14 protein-coding genes are annotated in these 15,089 nt (G+C 63.5%); 12 read left to right on the top strand and 2 right to left on the bottom strand.

Features of this window, described 5'->3' with window-relative positions; all coding sequences use genetic code 11:
• Positions 1–170 precede the first annotated feature (170 nt).
• Genes dctA through OKW40_RS06580 form a run of 3 tightly spaced genes read left to right on the top strand, consistent with a single transcriptional unit; the run spans position 171 to position 3,501 of the window.
• Entirely contained in the window at positions 171–1,505 is a 1,335-nt protein-coding gene (dctA, locus tag OKW40_RS06590) for a C4-dicarboxylate transporter DctA (protein ID WP_429488836.1), read from the top strand.
• Positions 1,502–2,503, top strand: coding sequence for a hydroxyacid dehydrogenase (locus OKW40_RS06585; RefSeq protein WP_429488835.1), 1,002 nt, complete (start codon positions 1,502–1,504; stop codon positions 2,501–2,503). The genes dctA and OKW40_RS06585 overlap by 4 nt, the downstream gene beginning before the upstream one ends.
• Positions 2,500–3,501 (top strand): Ldh family oxidoreductase, encoded by a 1,002-nt coding sequence (locus OKW40_RS06580; protein ID WP_429488833.1) that lies wholly within the window; start codon positions 2,500–2,502, stop codon positions 3,499–3,501. The genes OKW40_RS06585 and OKW40_RS06580 overlap by 4 nt, the downstream gene beginning before the upstream one ends.
• A 33-nt stretch (positions 3,502–3,534) precedes the next feature.
• On the opposite strand, the gene OKW40_RS06575 is transcribed toward OKW40_RS06580, so the two are convergent.
• A complete protein-coding gene (locus tag OKW40_RS06575; RefSeq protein ID WP_429488831.1) occupies positions 3,535–4,581 on the bottom strand; it encodes a LacI family DNA-binding transcriptional regulator in 1,047 nt (348 codons plus the stop codon).
• A 197-nt stretch (positions 4,582–4,778) separates the two neighbouring features.
• Here OKW40_RS06575 and OKW40_RS06570 point away from each other — a divergent pair, with 197 nt between their 5' ends.
• The 8 genes from OKW40_RS06570 (at position 4,779) to OKW40_RS06535 (ending at position 12,933) form a co-directional block, all read left to right on the top strand.
• Entirely contained in the window at positions 4,779–5,561 is a 783-nt protein-coding gene (locus OKW40_RS06570) for an ABC transporter permease (protein WP_429488829.1), read from the top strand.
• Positions 5,558–6,466: an ABC transporter permease gene (locus OKW40_RS06565; RefSeq protein WP_429488827.1), complete on the top strand. Its 909-nt coding sequence runs from the start codon at positions 5,558–5,560 to the stop codon at positions 6,464–6,466. Before OKW40_RS06570 ends, OKW40_RS06565 begins: the two co-directional genes overlap by 4 nt.
• Positions 6,467–6,505: 39 nt before the next feature.
• Complete coding sequence (locus OKW40_RS06560) at positions 6,506–7,312, top strand: ABC transporter ATP-binding protein (RefSeq protein ID WP_429488825.1); 807 nt, start codon at positions 6,506–6,508, stop codon at positions 7,310–7,312.
• Between the two features lie 65 nt (positions 7,313–7,377).
• Positions 7,378–8,436, top strand: coding sequence for an ABC transporter substrate-binding protein (locus tag OKW40_RS06555; RefSeq protein ID WP_184066466.1), 1,059 nt, complete (start codon positions 7,378–7,380; stop codon positions 8,434–8,436).
• Positions 8,437–8,536: 100 nt separating this feature from the next.
• Entirely contained in the window at positions 8,537–9,850 is a 1,314-nt protein-coding gene (gene hisD / locus OKW40_RS06550) for a histidinol dehydrogenase (RefSeq protein ID WP_429488822.1), read from the top strand.
• A gap of 43 nt (positions 9,851–9,893) precedes the next feature.
• Positions 9,894–10,661 (top strand): SDR family oxidoreductase, encoded by a 768-nt coding sequence (locus tag OKW40_RS06545; RefSeq protein ID WP_184066472.1) that lies wholly within the window; start codon positions 9,894–9,896, stop codon positions 10,659–10,661.
• A gap of 32 nt (positions 10,662–10,693) precedes the next feature.
• Complete coding sequence (locus OKW40_RS06540) at positions 10,694–11,701, top strand: galactitol-1-phosphate 5-dehydrogenase (protein WP_429488820.1); 1,008 nt, start codon at positions 10,694–10,696, stop codon at positions 11,699–11,701.
• A 161-nt stretch (positions 11,702–11,862) separates the two neighbouring features.
• Entirely contained in the window at positions 11,863–12,933 is a 1,071-nt protein-coding gene (locus tag OKW40_RS06535) for a DNA-binding protein (RefSeq protein ID WP_429488818.1), read from the top strand.
• An 81-nt stretch (positions 12,934–13,014) separates the two neighbouring features.
• Here the strand turns inward: OKW40_RS06535 and OKW40_RS06530 are convergent, their stop codons facing one another.
• Entirely contained in the window at positions 13,015–13,422 is a 408-nt protein-coding gene (locus OKW40_RS06530; protein ID WP_429488816.1) for a hypothetical protein, read from the bottom strand.
• A gap of 296 nt (positions 13,423–13,718) precedes the next feature.
• Here OKW40_RS06530 and OKW40_RS06525 point away from each other — a divergent pair, with 296 nt between their 5' ends.
• Complete coding sequence (locus OKW40_RS06525; protein WP_429355550.1) at positions 13,719–15,071, top strand: MFS transporter; 1,353 nt, start codon at positions 13,719–13,721, stop codon at positions 15,069–15,071.
• Positions 15,072–15,089: the final 18 nt, after the last annotated feature.

Raw genomic sequence — 15,089 nt, 5'->3', positions numbered from 1 at the left:
CGCAGGCGGCTGCGATGACAGTTAGCTTCGGGTCAGCTTCGGATCCCCTGTATTCAATGGAGTTTTCGCAGCAGCGCGCACACGCGTGACGTCTCGGGCCCGAGAAGCCCGGCACGCGCCGCACGGCGCTGTTCCATTTTCCAGCAGCAGCGAGTGGAGGAGACACCATCTTGCGCGTGCTAAAACATCTTTACGTGCAGGTTCTGATCGGACTTGCGGCAGGCATTCTCGTCGGTTATTTCTGGCCGGATCTCGGCGTCCAGATGAAGCCGTTCGGTGATACCTTTATCCGGCTCATCAAGATGCTGATCACGCTGGTGATCTTCTGTACCGTCTCCGTCGGCATCGCGCGGATGGAGAATCTCAAGCAGGTCGGGCGCGTCGGCCTCAAAACCATCGTGTACTTCGAAGCGGTGACGACGGTGGCGCTCGTCATCGGCCTTGTCGTCGCCAATCTGCTGCACCCCGGCTCCGGGCTGAACATCGATCCGAAGACGCTCGATACGCATGCAGTCAGCCATTACGTGACGGAAGTTCACGCGCAGTCGAACACCAGCTTCCTCGAAGAGATCGTGCCGAATTCGGTCGTGGGCGCGTTCGCGCGGGGCGATCTGTTGCAGGTGTTGCTGTTCTCGGTGTTGTTCGGCATCGCGCTATCGATTATGTCGCGGCGCAGCCGCTTCCTGTCGCGCGTGATCGAACAGAGCGGCGAAGCGCTGATGCGGATCGTCGAAATGATCATGCGCCTGGCTCCCCTTGGCGCGTTCGGCGCGATGGCGTTCACAGTCGGAAAATATGGCATTTCGACGTTGCAGCAACTCGGTCTGTTGATCGTGTGCTTCTATCTGACGAGCTTTCTCTTCATCGCCCTGGTGCTGGGCACGATCTGCCGCTGGGCGGGCGTGGGGTTGTGGCCGCTGCTCAAGTATCTGCGTGAGGAACTGCTGATCGTATTGGGCACGTCTACAACGGAATCGGTGTTGCCTCGTTTGATGGAAAAGCTCGAACGGCTTGGGTGTCCGAAGCCGGTAGTCGGGCTCGTGCTGCCGACGGGCTATTCGTTCAACCTCGACGGCGCCGCGATCTATCTGACCATGACCTCGCTCTTCATCGCGCAGGCCACCAATACCCATCTCACGCTACTGCAACAGATCGGGCTGCTGGCGATATTGATGGTGACGTCAAAGGGCGGCGCGGGCGTGGCGGGTGCGGCGCTGGTCGCACTGACGGCGACACTGTCGACGCACAACATCATTCCGGTTGCGGGCATTACGCTGATACTCGGTATCGATCGTGTGCTCAACGAGATTCGCGCGATCGTGAACATGATCGGCAATGCGGTGGCGACGATTGTCGTCGCCCGCTGGGAAGGCGCATTCGATGTGCAGGCCGCGCGCAAACTGCTGGCCGCGCCGCCGGAAGTTCAACGCGGCGAGCCGCAAGCGAACGCAAGCGATGTCAACGACATGGCGCCGCCCGCGTATCTACAGGAGCGCTCGAATTGAGCACGAACCTGAGTACGAATCCGCGCGCGACGCGCAAGAAGATCGTCATCAGCGAATTCATCGACGCTTGCGCAGTCGCAGCGCTCAGCGAGCACTTCGACGTGCATGCCGATGCGTCGCTCGTCGATCAACCCGTTGCGTTGAACGCGTTGCTGGCCGATGCCGACGCGCTGATCGTGCGCAATCGCACGCAGGTAAGGGCCGCGCTGCTCGATGCCGCGCCGCGTCTGAGCGTAGTCGGGCGTCTGGGCGTCGGGCTCGACAACATCGATCTGGACGCATGCGCGCAACGCAACGTATCGGTGTTCCCGGCGACGGGTGCGAATGCACGCGCGGTGGCCGAGTACGTGCTCGCCACGGCACTGATGCTGCTGCGCGGTGCATACCGTTCGAGCATGGAGGTCGCGGCGGGCAAATGGCCGCGCGCGGCACTTTCGAATGGCCGCGAAGCGGCGGGTAGCACGCTTGCCGTCATCGGCTTCGGCGGCATCGGGCAACTCGTTGCACAGCTCGCGCGCGCGCTGGGCATGCAGGTGCTCGCCTACGATCCGCTGCAGCCGGCCGACGCGGCGTGCTGGGCCGCGACCGGCGTACGCCGCGTGAGCATCGACGAAGCGTTGCGTGCCGCCGATGTGATCACGCTGCATGTGCCGCTCGTCGACAGCACGCGCAATCTGCTCGGCGCATCGCAACTCGCGGCGCTGAAGCGCCACGCGATTATCGTCAACACGTCGCGCGGCGGGATCGTCGATGAAGCGGCGCTTGCCTTGGCGTTGCGCGAAGGCCGCATTGGCGGCGCGGCGCTCGACGTTTTCAACGATGAGCCGCTCGCCGCCCGTTCCCCGCTGGCCGACGCACCAAACCTCATTCTCACGCCGCACATTGCGGGGCTGACCATGCAGTCGAACGAACGTGTCAGCACGCTCGTTGCGGCGCGCGTGACGGAGGCCCTGCTTGCGCAGCGTGATTCACACGTAACCGAAGGAATCTCACGATGACGCGAGTCTCAGCCGACGAACTGCTCGAACTCGCGACGCGCGCCGTCCGCAACGCGGGCGCAACGCCGGAGACCGCGACGGCCACGGCCCGCGCGTTGGTGTATGCGGACTCGTGCGGGTTGTCGTCGCACGGTGTTTCGCGTTTGCCGATGTACGTCGCGCAGTTGCGCAACGGGCGCGTCGATCCGCAGGCGAAGCCCTCCATTGTTGCGACGCGCAACGCCGCCGTGCTCGTCGATGCCGCCGATGGCATGGCGTTTCCCGCCTGCGCGCTTGCTGTCGAGACCTTGATCGGCCGTGCGCGCGAACACGGCAGCGCAGTGGCGAGCGTGACCCGCAGCCATCATTTCGGCGTCGGCGCATATCACCTGGAGGCGATCGGCGCGGCGGGCATGGTGGGCCTTGCGTTCAGCAATTCACCGGCGGCGATGCCCGCGTGGGGCGGGCGTCATGCGCTATTCGGCACCAATCCCATTGCCGCCGTGTTTCCGCGCCGCAATGGCGACGCATTGATAGTCGACCTGTCGCTGTCGCAAGTGGCGCGCGGCAAGATCATGGTTGCGGCGCGCGAAGGCAAGCCCATACCGTCCGGCTGGGCGACCGCCCGCGACGGTACGCCGACCACCGACGCCAAGGCGGCGCTCGACGGCATGATGCTGCCGTTCGGCGGCGCGAAAGGCGCGATGCTCGCGCTGATGGTCGAACTGCTGGCGGCGGCGCTGGCGGGCGCGAACTTCGGCTATGAAGCGGGATCGTTCCTGACCGAGGAGGGGGCACGCTCGCGGATCGGCCATCTGTTCTGGGCCATCGATCCGGGCGCGCTGGCGGGCAATGAGATGTACGTAGAACGGGTCGAGGCGCTTGTCGCGGCGATGTTGCAGGATGCGGATGTCCGTTTGCCAGGGCAACGGCGGCATGCGTTGGCCGACGCGGCAAGCCGCGATGGAATCGAGATTCCCGATGCGTTGCTCACACAGTTGCAGACCTTGGTCGCGTGATGCGCGAATGCGCCGAAAGGAACCAGGCGCACTTCACGCGGGCGCCGGGCCGCTCGTGCCACGCACGATCAGTTCGATCGGCAGACACTCGCGCTGCGGCGGCACGCCGTCCGAGAGCCAGCGCAGCAGTGCGCGGGCGACGCGTTCGCCGAGTTCGTAAGTGGGCAACAGCACGGTAGTGAGACCTGGTGTGATCTGCGAGACGATGGGCAGATTGTCGCAACCGACAATCGATAACTGCTGCGGCACGGCGATACCGGCCGATTGCGCTTCGAACAGGCAACCCAGCGCGAGCACGTCATTGCCGCAGAAAATGGCGCTTGGAGCAGGGCGCAATTGCGTCAGTAGCTTGAGCCCGGCGCGACCGCCTTCGAAGCCGAACGGCTGTTCGATGATGTTCGCATCAGGCAGGCGGATATCGTGCTGTGCAAGGGTTCGCCGGAAGCCTTCGATCCGCTGACGCGCGCGGTCGTTATGGCGCGTGAAGCCCGAGATCACGCCGAAGCGGCGATGACCGAGTTCGAGCAGATGTTCAGCGGCCAGTTGCCCGATCAACTGGTTGTCGAAGCCAATCGACGGCGGTGTATCTGCGTCGCCGCTGCCGGCTGCGCCGGGGCGCTCGGCGTGCGACCAGGTCAGCAGCAGCGCGACGTGGCTCGCGCGAATCAGTTCATAGGTTTGCGGCGCATGGTCGGTGCCGACCAGAACGATTGCGTCGACAGCACGTTCCAGCAGCGCGCGCACGACTTCGATTTCCGCGGACAGGTTGTACTCGTGCGCGGAGATCAGCAACTGATAGCCGGAATTCGACAGTGTGGTTTGCAAGCCTTGCACCGCACGCGCGAAGATCGCGTTGTCGAGCGTCGGCACGATTGCGCCGACCATTCGCGCACGGCCCAGCGCAAGCGCGCGCGCCGCGCCGTCGGGCACATATCCCAGCGTGGCGATCGCATCACGGATGCGCGCGCGCGTGTCCGCTTTCACCACGTCGGGGTTGGAGAGAGCGCGCGACACAGTTGCCGTCGAGACGCCGGCGAGTGTGGCGACATCGCTGATACGGGCGCGTGGCAAGGTATTCATTGCGGCAGATCAGACCGGTTTGGATAGGCTCAATTGATTGTAGTGCCCGATTGCAAGCGAACGACAGTACAACATCATTCGAATCGGTATAAATCCCGATGTGACCCGTGATCATAGCGTCTATATTCAAATGCAAGCGGTTACATTTCATTGCGCGGCGCGTTGCATTTCACGCCGCTGAACAGGCAGGAGACAATGTGTTCCCCGCAATCCGTTCACCGCGCTTCCTGTGCAGCATCGGCACGCTCGCAGCAACGCTCGCCGCGTGGTACGTGCTGACGGCTCTCACAGGCATCGTCGCAGCGTCGAGATTCCCCACTCCGTTCGATACCTGGCAGGCGCTTGCCCAGGTGGTGACGGTCGGTTATGCCGACGGCCGTCTCGACCAGCACATCGTGCAGAGCGTGAAGCTCGTTCTATACGGCTTCGCGACGGCGGCGGTGACGGGCGTGCCGCTCGGCCTATGGATGGGCTACTCGGCGCGTGCGCAAGCGTTCTTCAACCCGATCTTTCTGCTGTTGCGACCCATTCCGCCGCTCGCGTGGATTCCGCTCGCGATCGTCTGGCTTGGACTCGGCGACTCCGCGAAGGTGATGGTGATCTGGTTCGCGGCGTTCGTGCCATGCGTGATCAACAGTTTCGCGGGCGTGCGCAATCTCGACGTGCCGATGCTCGAAGCCGCCGAGATGCTGGGTTTGCGGCGTTCGCGCTTCGTGCTGGAAGTGATGATTCCCGGCGCGCTGCCGATGATTTTCACAGGCTTGCGCCTGTCATTGCAGGCTTCATGGACGACGCTCGTGGCGGGCGAACTGATCGGTGCGGTCAGAGGTCTCGGGCATCTGCTGACGCAAGGCTCGCTCGACATCTATCCGGCGATGATCGTCGTTGCAATGCTGACGGTCGCGCTGTGTGGATGGTTGATGACGCTCGCGCTTGGGCAAATCGAACGGCAACTCATGCCTTGGAGAGCGAACAGATGAAACCGGGTCATCTGCGCGGTGTCGCGCATCCTGACATCGAGCCCGTCGGCGTCAATCGCGAGTCCGGCAGTGCGGCACGCACGTTGCGCCAGCGCAAGATGGTCAGCGAGCCTGGGCGTGCTGTGGCTCGACGCAACGTGCCGCTCTGGACGCTGAATGCCGCGGGGCTGATCGCATTCTTCGGCATCTGGTGGCTGGCATCGGCAGCAGAACTCGTCCCCGCGATCTTTCTACCGACGCCGCTTGCAGTCGTTCACAAGTTTGCCCATCTGCTCACGCATCCGTTTGTCGGTTACACGCTCGAAGTGCATCTGTGGGCGAGCTTGCAGCGCTATCTGATGGGCTTTTTGCTGGCCGTCGCGCTGGGTGTGCCGCTCGGTCTGATGATGGGCTGGTTCCGCTGGCTCGACTACTGCGTGACGCCGCTCTTCGAAACCGTGCGTTTCATCGCGCCGATTGCATGGGTGCCGTTTGCCGCGTTGTGGTTCGGCACGGGCATCGGTGGCCCGGTGCTGATCATTTTTGCGGGTGCGTTTCCGCCGTGCGTCGTCAATGCTTATCGCGGTGCGCAGCAGGTCGACGTCAGGTTGCTCGAAGCGGCGCGCATGCTCGGCGCGTCGAACCGGATGATCGTCTGCGAAGTGCTGCTGCCAGGCGCGTTGCCGTCGGTGATCGCAGGTGTGCGCGTCGCGGCGGGACTGGGCTGGATGTCGCTGGTCGGCGCCGAACTGATCGTCGCGTCGAGCGGCATTGGCTACATGATGGTCAAGGGACAAGCGGCAATCGACACGGCGACGGTGATGAGCGCGATGATCGCAATCGGTATGGTGGGCGCGGCAATCGACCTGCTGCTTGGACGCATCGAAGCGTACGCGATGCGCAACCGGCGCGTGGCCCGGCACTAGCACCGTGGCTTCACTCTCTCAACCGTGACGGAGCGCACGATGAGCATGATTCGTTTCAATGACGTGTCCCGCATGTTCAGGCGCGACAAGGCGAGCGTCGTCGCGCTGGAACACGTCGAACTGGAAATCGCCGACAAGGAATTCGTTGCGATCGTCGGGCCGTCGGGCTGTGGCAAGACGACGTGTCTGCGGATGGTCGCGGGTCTCGAGTTTCCGACTTCGGGCAGCGTGACGGTGGCGGGCCGCAAGGTGACACGGCCAGGACCCGATCGCGCGGTCGTCTTTCAGCAGTTCGCGCTGTTCCCGTGGAAGACAGCGTGGGACAACATCGATCTCGGCTTGCGCGCGAAGGGCATGGCCGCCGACGCAAGACGCGAAACGATCGAACGCTATCTGTCGCTGATGAATCTGCGCGGCTACGAGCAGGCGTATCCGCATCAACTATCGGGCGGCATGCAGCAGCGCGTCGCGATCGCGCGCGCGTATGCGCTCGACCCCGGCGTGCTGCTGATGGACGAGCCGTTCGGCGCGCTCGATGCCCAAACCCGGGTCGTCATGCAGGAAGAACTGGTGCGGCTCACGCGCGTGAATCCGCGCACGGTGCTGTTCATCACGCACGCGGTCGAAGAGTCGGTGTATCTCGCGGATCGCGTCGTCGTGATGACGGGCCGGCCGGGGCGCGTGAAAGAAGTGATCGATGTGAAGTCCGTGCGCGAGCAGCATGGCTGGGACGCGTGCAAGCGGATCGAAGACGTGATGGATCTCGAATCGTTCGTCCGGTTGCGCACGCATATCTGGAAGTCGTTGCGCGACGAACACGGCGCTGTCGAACGTGTCGCTGCATGAAGCTGCATAAAACTGCCACCGGTTCCAACGGCTGAGCGCAATACCCCATAAAACAGGAGACCAGCATGAAACGTCTGCGTGCGATCCCTTTCATCGCGTTGCTCTGCGCGGGCAGTGCGGCGTTGCCGGGCACGGTGTGGTCCGCCGATCTCACTCTGATCAGGGTCAGCTATCAGCCCGCGCTGTATTGGGCGTTGCCGTTCTATGTCGCAACCGAAAAAGGGTGGTGGGCAGAGGTCGGATTGAAGCCCGAGTTTTCGGTGTTTCCCGCCGGCGTGCCGCAGATTGCGGCGGCGGCGTCGAAATCCTGGGACGTGGGCGGCACGGGTTCCGTGCCGGCCGTGCTCGGCTACAAGCGCTTCGGCATTCAGGTGATCGGCCTGACAAACGACGAATCGCAGGGCAACGTTCTGATGGCGAGCAAGGCGCGTTATGACGCGGTGCGCCGCAATCCGGCGTCGCTGAAAGGCCAAACCATCGTGTTGACGTCCAACTCGACGGGTGATTACGCGGTACAGGCATGCCTGAAAAAGTATGGGCTGACGAAGGCTGACGTGACGCTCAAGAACATGGGCCAGGCCGAGATCATTTCCGCTGTGTCGTCGGGCAATGCTGATTACGCGGGCGTGTGGGCGCCGTATGACTATACGCTCGAAGAGAAGGCGGGCGCGCGCGTGTTGTGCTCCGGTAAGGACGGCGGCGCATCGGTGCCCGGCGCGCTCGTCACGCGTGGCGAATTCGAGAAGCAGCATCCCGATCAGGTGGCAAAGTTTCTCGCCGTCTATCTGCATGCATGGGCGTGGATGAAGGCGCACCCTGACCAGGCCGTCGCGATGATGAAGAAGTTTTACCAGGAGGGCGGCGTCAACATCAGCGACGATTCGATGCGCAAGGAATTCGCTACGCGCCCGACCTTCGACCTGAAGCAGCAACTCGCCGCGATGGACCGCACGAAAGGCGCATCGCAGGCCGACGATTCGTTCACGAAGATCGCGCAGTTCATGCATGCATCGGGCGCGCTCGCGTCCGTCCCCGAAGCAAAAGACTATATCGACGACAGCGCGATGAAGCGTGTGTTGGGCGACCCTAAACTCGCGGCGTTCGCAATGGACGGCAGCAAATAACGCGCGGTCGCGATCGCGCAAAAAGGCCACGGTGTGGCCTTTTAAAAGCCCCTCGCTGCAAGCGCTTGCATTATTTTTAACATCGATGAAGGAGAAGGCGATGAGCGTGACTTACCTGAAGAAAGCAGCCAAGACGCCGGAAACCGAGACCGCGACGGCGCAACAGGTCGTCGGTGAAATGCTTGCGCAGATTCAGGCGCATGGCGAAGACGCCGCGCGTGCGTATGCGAAGAAACTCGATAACTGGGACGGTCCGATCATCGTCTGCGCCGATGAGATCGAACGGCGTGCGCTCGAAGTGCCCGCGCACGTGAAGGCCGATATCGATTTCGCCGCGCAACAGGTATTCGACTTCGCGCTCGCACAGCGGCGCTCGATTGGGGATTTCTCGGTCGAACTGTATCCAGGCGTGACGGCAGGGCAAAAAGTGGTGCCGGTCAACGTGGTCGGCTGTTATGCGCCTGCTGGCAGGTACGCGCATATCGCGTCGGCATACATGGGCGTTGCGACTGCCAAGGCAGCGGGCGTGAAAACGGTGATTGCCTGTTCGAGCCCGTTTCGCGGAGGCGGCATCCATCCGTATGTGCTGTATGCGTTCAAGGCGGCAGGCGCCGATGTCGTGATGACGCTGGGAGGCGTGCAGGCGATTGCGTCGATGGCGTATGGGCTTTTTACCGGCAAGCAGGCGGACGTTGTGGTGGGGCCGGGCAACAAGTTCGTCGCGGAGGCGAAGCGCGCGCTCTTTGGCAAGGTTGGGATCGACGTCTTCGCGGGGCCGTCGGAAGTTGCGGTGATCGCCGACGCCAGTGCCGACCCGGCGATGGTCGCGAGCGATCTGGTCGGCCAGGCCGAGCATGGCCACGAGTCGCCGGCATGGTTGTTCACGACGTCGAAGGCGCTCGCCGACGAGGTCATTGAGCGGGTTCCGCAACTCATCGATGCGTTGCCGCCGACCGCACACGATGCCGCAGGCGCCGCGTGGCGCGATTACGGCGAAGTGATCCTGTGCGACACGCGAGAGGAAGTGGTGGACGTGTCTGACCGCTATGCATCGGAACACCTCGAAGTGCAGGCTGCCGATCTGGACTGGTGGCTCGAACATCTGACGTGCTACGGCTCGCTCTTTCTCGGCGAAGAAACGACGGTCGCATTCGGCGACAAGGCGAGCGGTCCGAATCATGTTCTGCCCACCAACGGCGCAGCGCGCTATTCAGGGGGGCTCTCGGTGCACAAGTTCGTGAAGACGCTGACGTGGCAGCGCATGACGCGCGATGCGGCGAAGCGCATCGGCGAAGTGACGGCGCGTATCTCGCGGCTCGAAGGCATGGAAGCCCACGCCCGTACCGCTGACGACCGCCTGCAGAAGTACTTTCCCGACGAAGCATTCGTGCGTGGCGAACCGGTACAGGTATGAACGCCATCGGCATGTGCAATCGGTACGACGAAGGAGGACACCGTTGAATATCGCTCGACTATTCGACCTGAATGGCAGAACCGCGCTCGTGACCGGCGGCAACTCGGGCGTCGGCGAAGCGATGGCGCGCGCGTTGGGCGGGGCGGGTGCGCGCGTCGTGCTGGTGGCGCGGCGAAGTGATGCGCTCGACGAAGCGGCAATGCGGCTGCGGGATGACGGTATTGATGCTCACATGCACGCATGCGATCTGAGCGACGCGCATGCGGCGCGCGCCTGCGCGCTCGATGCAGCGGCACAGCACGGCCAGATTGACATTCTCGTCAACGCGGCGGGCGTCAATCTGCGTCAACCATTCGATGAAGTGACGCCGCAAGCGTGGCAACAGCAGCTCGCACTGCATCTTGGCGCGCCGTTCTTCATGACGCAGGCGCTCGCACCCTCGATGAAGGCGCGCGGACATGGTCGCATCATCAACATCGCGTCGCTGCAGTCATACCGTGCATTCAACGATAGCGCGCCATACGGCGCGGCGAAGGGCGGTGTCGTGCAATTGACGCGTGCTATCGCGCAGGCGTGGTCACGCTACGGCATCACGTGCAACGCGATTGGGCCGGGCTTTTTCCCCACTGCGCTGACGGCTCCCGTTTTCAACGACGCGCGCGTCGCGGATATGCACGCGCAGAACACGTGCATCGGACGCAATGGACAACTCGACGATCTGTATGGCGTCACGGTGTTTCTTGCGAGTGACGCGTCCGCGTACGTCACGGGCCAGACCATCATGGTCGACGGCGGGTACACCGCGCGGTAGGCGGTAACGCAATTGCACGACGGAGAACGCTTGTGAAAGCACTTGTCTACACGCAGCCCAATGAGCTCCAGTTGCTGGATCGGCCCGAACCGCTGGCAGCCGACGGCGAGGTGATACTCAGGATCGATGCGGTCGGTATTTGCGGCTCCGATATGCATGCATTCCACGGCCACGATCCGCGACGCAAACCCGGCCTCATTCTCGGTCATGAGTTCGCCGGCACGATCGTGGAGACGCGCGCACCGCATCTGATGAAAGGCTTGCGCGTCACGGGCAATCCGTTGATCACCTGCGGGCACTGTGAATATTGTGTGCAGGGGCGCGACAATCTGTGCGCGAACCGGACGATGGTCGGCATGACGCGTCCGGGTGCATTCGCACAATATATGTCGTTGCCTGCGGGATGCGTTGTCGAAATTCCGGAGGAGATGCCCGCAACGCACGCCGCGCTGACCGAGCCGGCTGCTACGGCGCTGCATGCGCTGAATCTGTCGATGCGCGCGCTGCAAAGACCGTTGCCGGAAACCCGCGCGCTGGTCATTGGCGGCGGGGCGATTGGATTGCTGTCGGCGTTGTTACTGAAATCGTACGGCTGCCGGTCGGTTGAAATGGCGGAGGTCAATCCGCTGCGTCGACGATCGGCGGAGCAGCATGCGCAGTGCGAGACATGGGATCCGTTGGACGCGCCGGCGCCTGAAAGCCGGTTTGAGTTCGTGATCGATGCCGTGGGCGCAAAGCCGACACGCGCGCTCGCGTTATCGTCGGTGAAGCCTGGCGGCGTCGTGATGCACATCGGCCTCCAGGACTGGGCAAGCGAAATCGATATGCGCAAGCTGACGCTCGCTGAAATCACGCTGCTGGGTACGTACACCTATACGATGGCGGATCTTCGCGCGACGGTTTCGGCGTTGCACGAAGGCGCGTTCGGTTCGCTGGATTGGCTCGACGTGCGGCCGCTCGATGCCGGAAGCCAGGCGTTCGACGATTTGCAGAACGGCAGGACGGCGTCAGGGAAAGTCGTCCTGACGCCGGGCTTCTAAATTTAGTATCCCGTTCCGCTGATAACGATTGAACAATCCGCACGCCAATCATAAACACGACATTATAGTACTAATGTCGTGTTGAGGATTGAATTGTGTAGTATATGGTACGTTTTACGTTGTATTATCAACACATCCATATTCCCCAAAGCCGCTTCCACATGACCCTCGAAGCCGACATCGAAGTCGTCCGTCAAAACGCGTCCGACACGCAGACGCTTTATCGCGAGGTCTGCGCGTTGCTGTTTTTCCGTTACGGCGAAACACCGACCGCGAACCGCCTGTACCAGCTGGTGCGCAAAGGCAGCATGAGCGCGCCGGCCAAGGCGTTGCGCGATTTCTGGACCGACGTGCGCGACAAGACGCGTGTGGACGTCGGCCGTCCGGACTTGCCGCCCGAGGTCGCAGCGGCTGCCGGCGAATTGGCGGCCCAGCTGTGGCGTCTGTCGAGCGACGCCGCGAACGCCGCGCTCGACGTGTTCAGGCAGGACGCGGACGCGCAAATCGCCGCCGCGCAAGAACAGGCCAAGCAACACGACAGGCAGCGTCAGGACGCCGTCGAGAAAGCCGAACAGGCGGCCAACGATGTCGCGACCCTGCGCGCGCGGATTGCCGGACTCGACGCGCGCATCGTCGAGCTGCAGACGGCCAACGACATGCTGACGGCGCAACTGGCGACATCGAAGGAAGAAATCGCGGCAGGAGCCGCCGCGCTCGCCGATGCCCGCCGCGATTTCGCCGACGAACTCGCGAAGCTGCGCCGCTCGCACGAGCAGAACGAGCAGCGGCTCGCCGCGGCGGAAAAGCGCGCCTTGCTCGAAATCGACGGTGAACGAGCGGCGGCGCAACGTCTGCGCAAGGAGCTCCAGGCGAGTCACGAGCGGGCGGCGACGCTCGAAGCCGAATCGCGGGCCGAGCGGGACGCGATTCGGGACGAGTTGGCCGCATCAAAGGCAGAACTGGCTGCCTCCGCTGCGCGGCATGCCGCGACCCGCGGGCAGCTTGCGGAAAAGGATGCGTTGCTGGCTGAACGGGTGGCGGCGACCGACCTGTTGCGCCAGCGTATCGACACGCTTTCGCGGCAGATCGAGACGGCGCGAACAGAAAAAACGTCCGCGCGCCCTGCCCGCCGCGCCCGCGAAACATCGCCCGTGCAGGGCCGCGCGATGGCGGGCTTCTCGGGCGCACCGTTCGTCAAACGTTCGACCAACGCCAAACCACGCGAAGACTGAGAAGTGGTTACACCTGGTGACGTTCGATAAAAAGTGATCTTCATGGGGCGGCGGCACCCGCCGCCCGCGCGCAACGCTGCGTCAGAACCGCGGATGACACTCGAAACTGACCGACGACCCGTGCTCGGTCATCGCGCTGACGCCGCTGACCGTCTCCGTCTTCACGCTGCTTTGCATACCGAGACGATCGCAGTAGTCGCGCGCCTCGTTCATCGCGAGTTCGTGCGCGCGCGCCCAGGCCATGCGTCCTCCGGTCGCGCTGGCGGCGACCGTGTAGCTGCCGGGCTTGCCGCTCGCGACCACATCCGTGCTCGACGCGCACCCGACGAGACTCGCGCACGCGAGCGCCACCGCCGCCACCGCGCGCATGCGCGTGGGCAGCGGCGCCCTCTTCCTGTGCGTGCTTTCCGCTCGCGCGACGGACGCGACTTCGCGTACCCGCACCGTTTTGCGCGCCTCAGCGAGCATGTCCGAACCCTGATTCGACATCGTGGATCACCTGCATTTTTAACTGATTAGTCAGGCAGCAATTATCCGGAATCGTTCGCCCAAGATCAGCCGATACAACCGAAAACACTGTTGCGCGAGTCCTAACAATGGACGCGAGCGCCACGCCGCGACGGCGTCGGCAATGAGCGGACCACATGGTTCACAAAAGACCTTCCGGAATCCCTTTTGAGCGTCTAGTCTGTAACGATGCCTGTTCGACGGACAGGCATTTCGAACCGCAGACGGACCCCACCACATAGCGGCATACACCGGTCGCCGAACCGGAGGAGACATATATGGATCTCGAGGCACGTACCCTTCAGCGCGTCACGGTTCGGCTCGTGCCGTTCCTGATCCTGTGCTATTTCATCGCCTATCTCGATCGCGTCAACGTCGGCTTCGCGGCCTTGCAGATGAACAAGGCGCTCGATCTGTCCGCGAGCGCGTTCGGCTTCGGCGCGGGCGTGTTCTTTATCGCGTACTTCTTTTTCGAAGTGCCGTCGAACCTGCTGCTCGAACGATTCGGCGCGCGCCGCTGGATCGCGCGGATCATGTTTACGTGGGGTATTCTCGCGGGCGCGATGGCGTTTATCCCGGACATCGCGCGCTTCACCGGGCTCTCGCCCGCGCACGTGTTTTTCGGCCTGCGCATTTTGCTTGGCGTCGCCGAGGCCGGCTTTTTCCCGGGCATCATTTTTCTGCTGACCTTGTGGTTTCCGGCCGCGTATCGCGGGCGCGTGGTCGGCTATTTCATGGCGGCGATTCCGCTGTCGACGGTGATCGGCGGCCCGATCTCCGGCGCGCTGCTATCGCTCGACGGCCGCGGCGGACTCGGCGGCTGGCAGTGGCTGTATCTGATCGAGGCGGTGCCGGCGGTATTGCTGTCGGTCGCGGTGCTGTTGTATCTGACCGACAAGCCCGCCGACGCCACCTGGCTCAGCGCCGAGGAGCGCGACTGGCTGATCGCGCGGCAGAAGCAGGAGCGCGAGCATCGCGAGGCGGTGCGCCACTTCAGCGTGAAGGAGGCGCTGATCAATCCGCGCGTGCTCGCCATCGCGCTGATCTATTTCGGGGCGAACGCGACCAACTACGGCCTGAGCTTCTTCCTGCCGCAGATCGTGAAGTCGTTCGGCCTCACTAATCTGCAGACGGGTTTCGTGACGTCGCTGCCGTACGTGGTCGGCCTCGTCAGCATGATTTTGTGGGGACGGCATTCGGATCGCCACCTCGAACGCCGCTGGCACGTCGCGATTGCGCTGTTCGTCGCGGCGGCCGGCATCGCAGCCGCGGCCGGGCTCGACAATCCGGTGCAGAAGATGATCGCGCTATCGATTGCCGGCTTCGGCATCTTCGGTTGCCTGCCGGTAATCTGGACTTTGCCGGCCGCGTTCCTGTCGGGCGCGGCGGCCGCGGGCGGCATCGCCGCGATCAACTCACTGGGCAACCTGGCGGGTTTCTTCGGGCCGTTCGCGATGGGCTGGATCAAGGACAGCACCGGCGGCTTCGGCGCCGGGCTGCTATGCCTGTCGGGCGCGGGACTCATCGGCATGGCGGCGGTGTTGCTGCTGCATCACGACACGTCGCTCGAGACGACGCATGGCAATCCGCATGCGCGACCGCCGGGTGAAGCGGGGGTCGCGAGGTCTTAGCGCTAGTCCCACGCGCCG

The organism is Paraburkholderia sp. RAU6.4a (genome assembly GCF_050435625.1).
GTDB lineage: Bacteria > Pseudomonadota > Gammaproteobacteria > Burkholderiales > Burkholderiaceae > Paraburkholderia > Paraburkholderia tuberum.
The sequence above is the reverse complement of the archived record's forward strand: the minus strand, read 5'-3'. Positions and strand labels throughout refer to the sequence as shown.

Excerpts from the sequence above, each read along its gene's own strand:
- OKW40_RS06580 (WP_429488833.1), top strand. The coding sequence starts at position 2,500 with ATGACGCGAGTCTCAGCCGACGAACTGCTCGAACTCGCGACGCGCGCC.
- OKW40_RS06575 (WP_429488831.1), bottom strand. The coding sequence starts at position 4,581 with ATGAATACCTTGCCACGCGCCCGTATCAGCGATGTCGCCACACTCGCC.
- OKW40_RS06565 (WP_429488827.1), top strand. The coding sequence starts at position 5,558 with ATGAAACCGGGTCATCTGCGCGGTGTCGCGCATCCTGACATCGAGCCC.
- OKW40_RS06560 (WP_429488825.1), top strand. The coding sequence starts at position 6,506 with ATGAGCATGATTCGTTTCAATGACGTGTCCCGCATGTTCAGGCGCGAC.
- OKW40_RS06555 (WP_184066466.1), top strand. The coding sequence starts at position 7,378 with ATGAAACGTCTGCGTGCGATCCCTTTCATCGCGTTGCTCTGCGCGGGC.
- hisD (WP_429488822.1), top strand. The coding sequence starts at position 8,537 with ATGAGCGTGACTTACCTGAAGAAAGCAGCCAAGACGCCGGAAACCGAG.
- OKW40_RS06535 (WP_429488818.1), top strand. The coding sequence starts at position 11,863 with ATGACCCTCGAAGCCGACATCGAAGTCGTCCGTCAAAACGCGTCCGAC.
- OKW40_RS06530 (WP_429488816.1), bottom strand. The coding sequence starts at position 13,422 with ATGTCGAATCAGGGTTCGGACATGCTCGCTGAGGCGCGCAAAACGGTG.
- OKW40_RS06525 (WP_429355550.1), top strand. The coding sequence starts at position 13,719 with ATGGATCTCGAGGCACGTACCCTTCAGCGCGTCACGGTTCGGCTCGTG.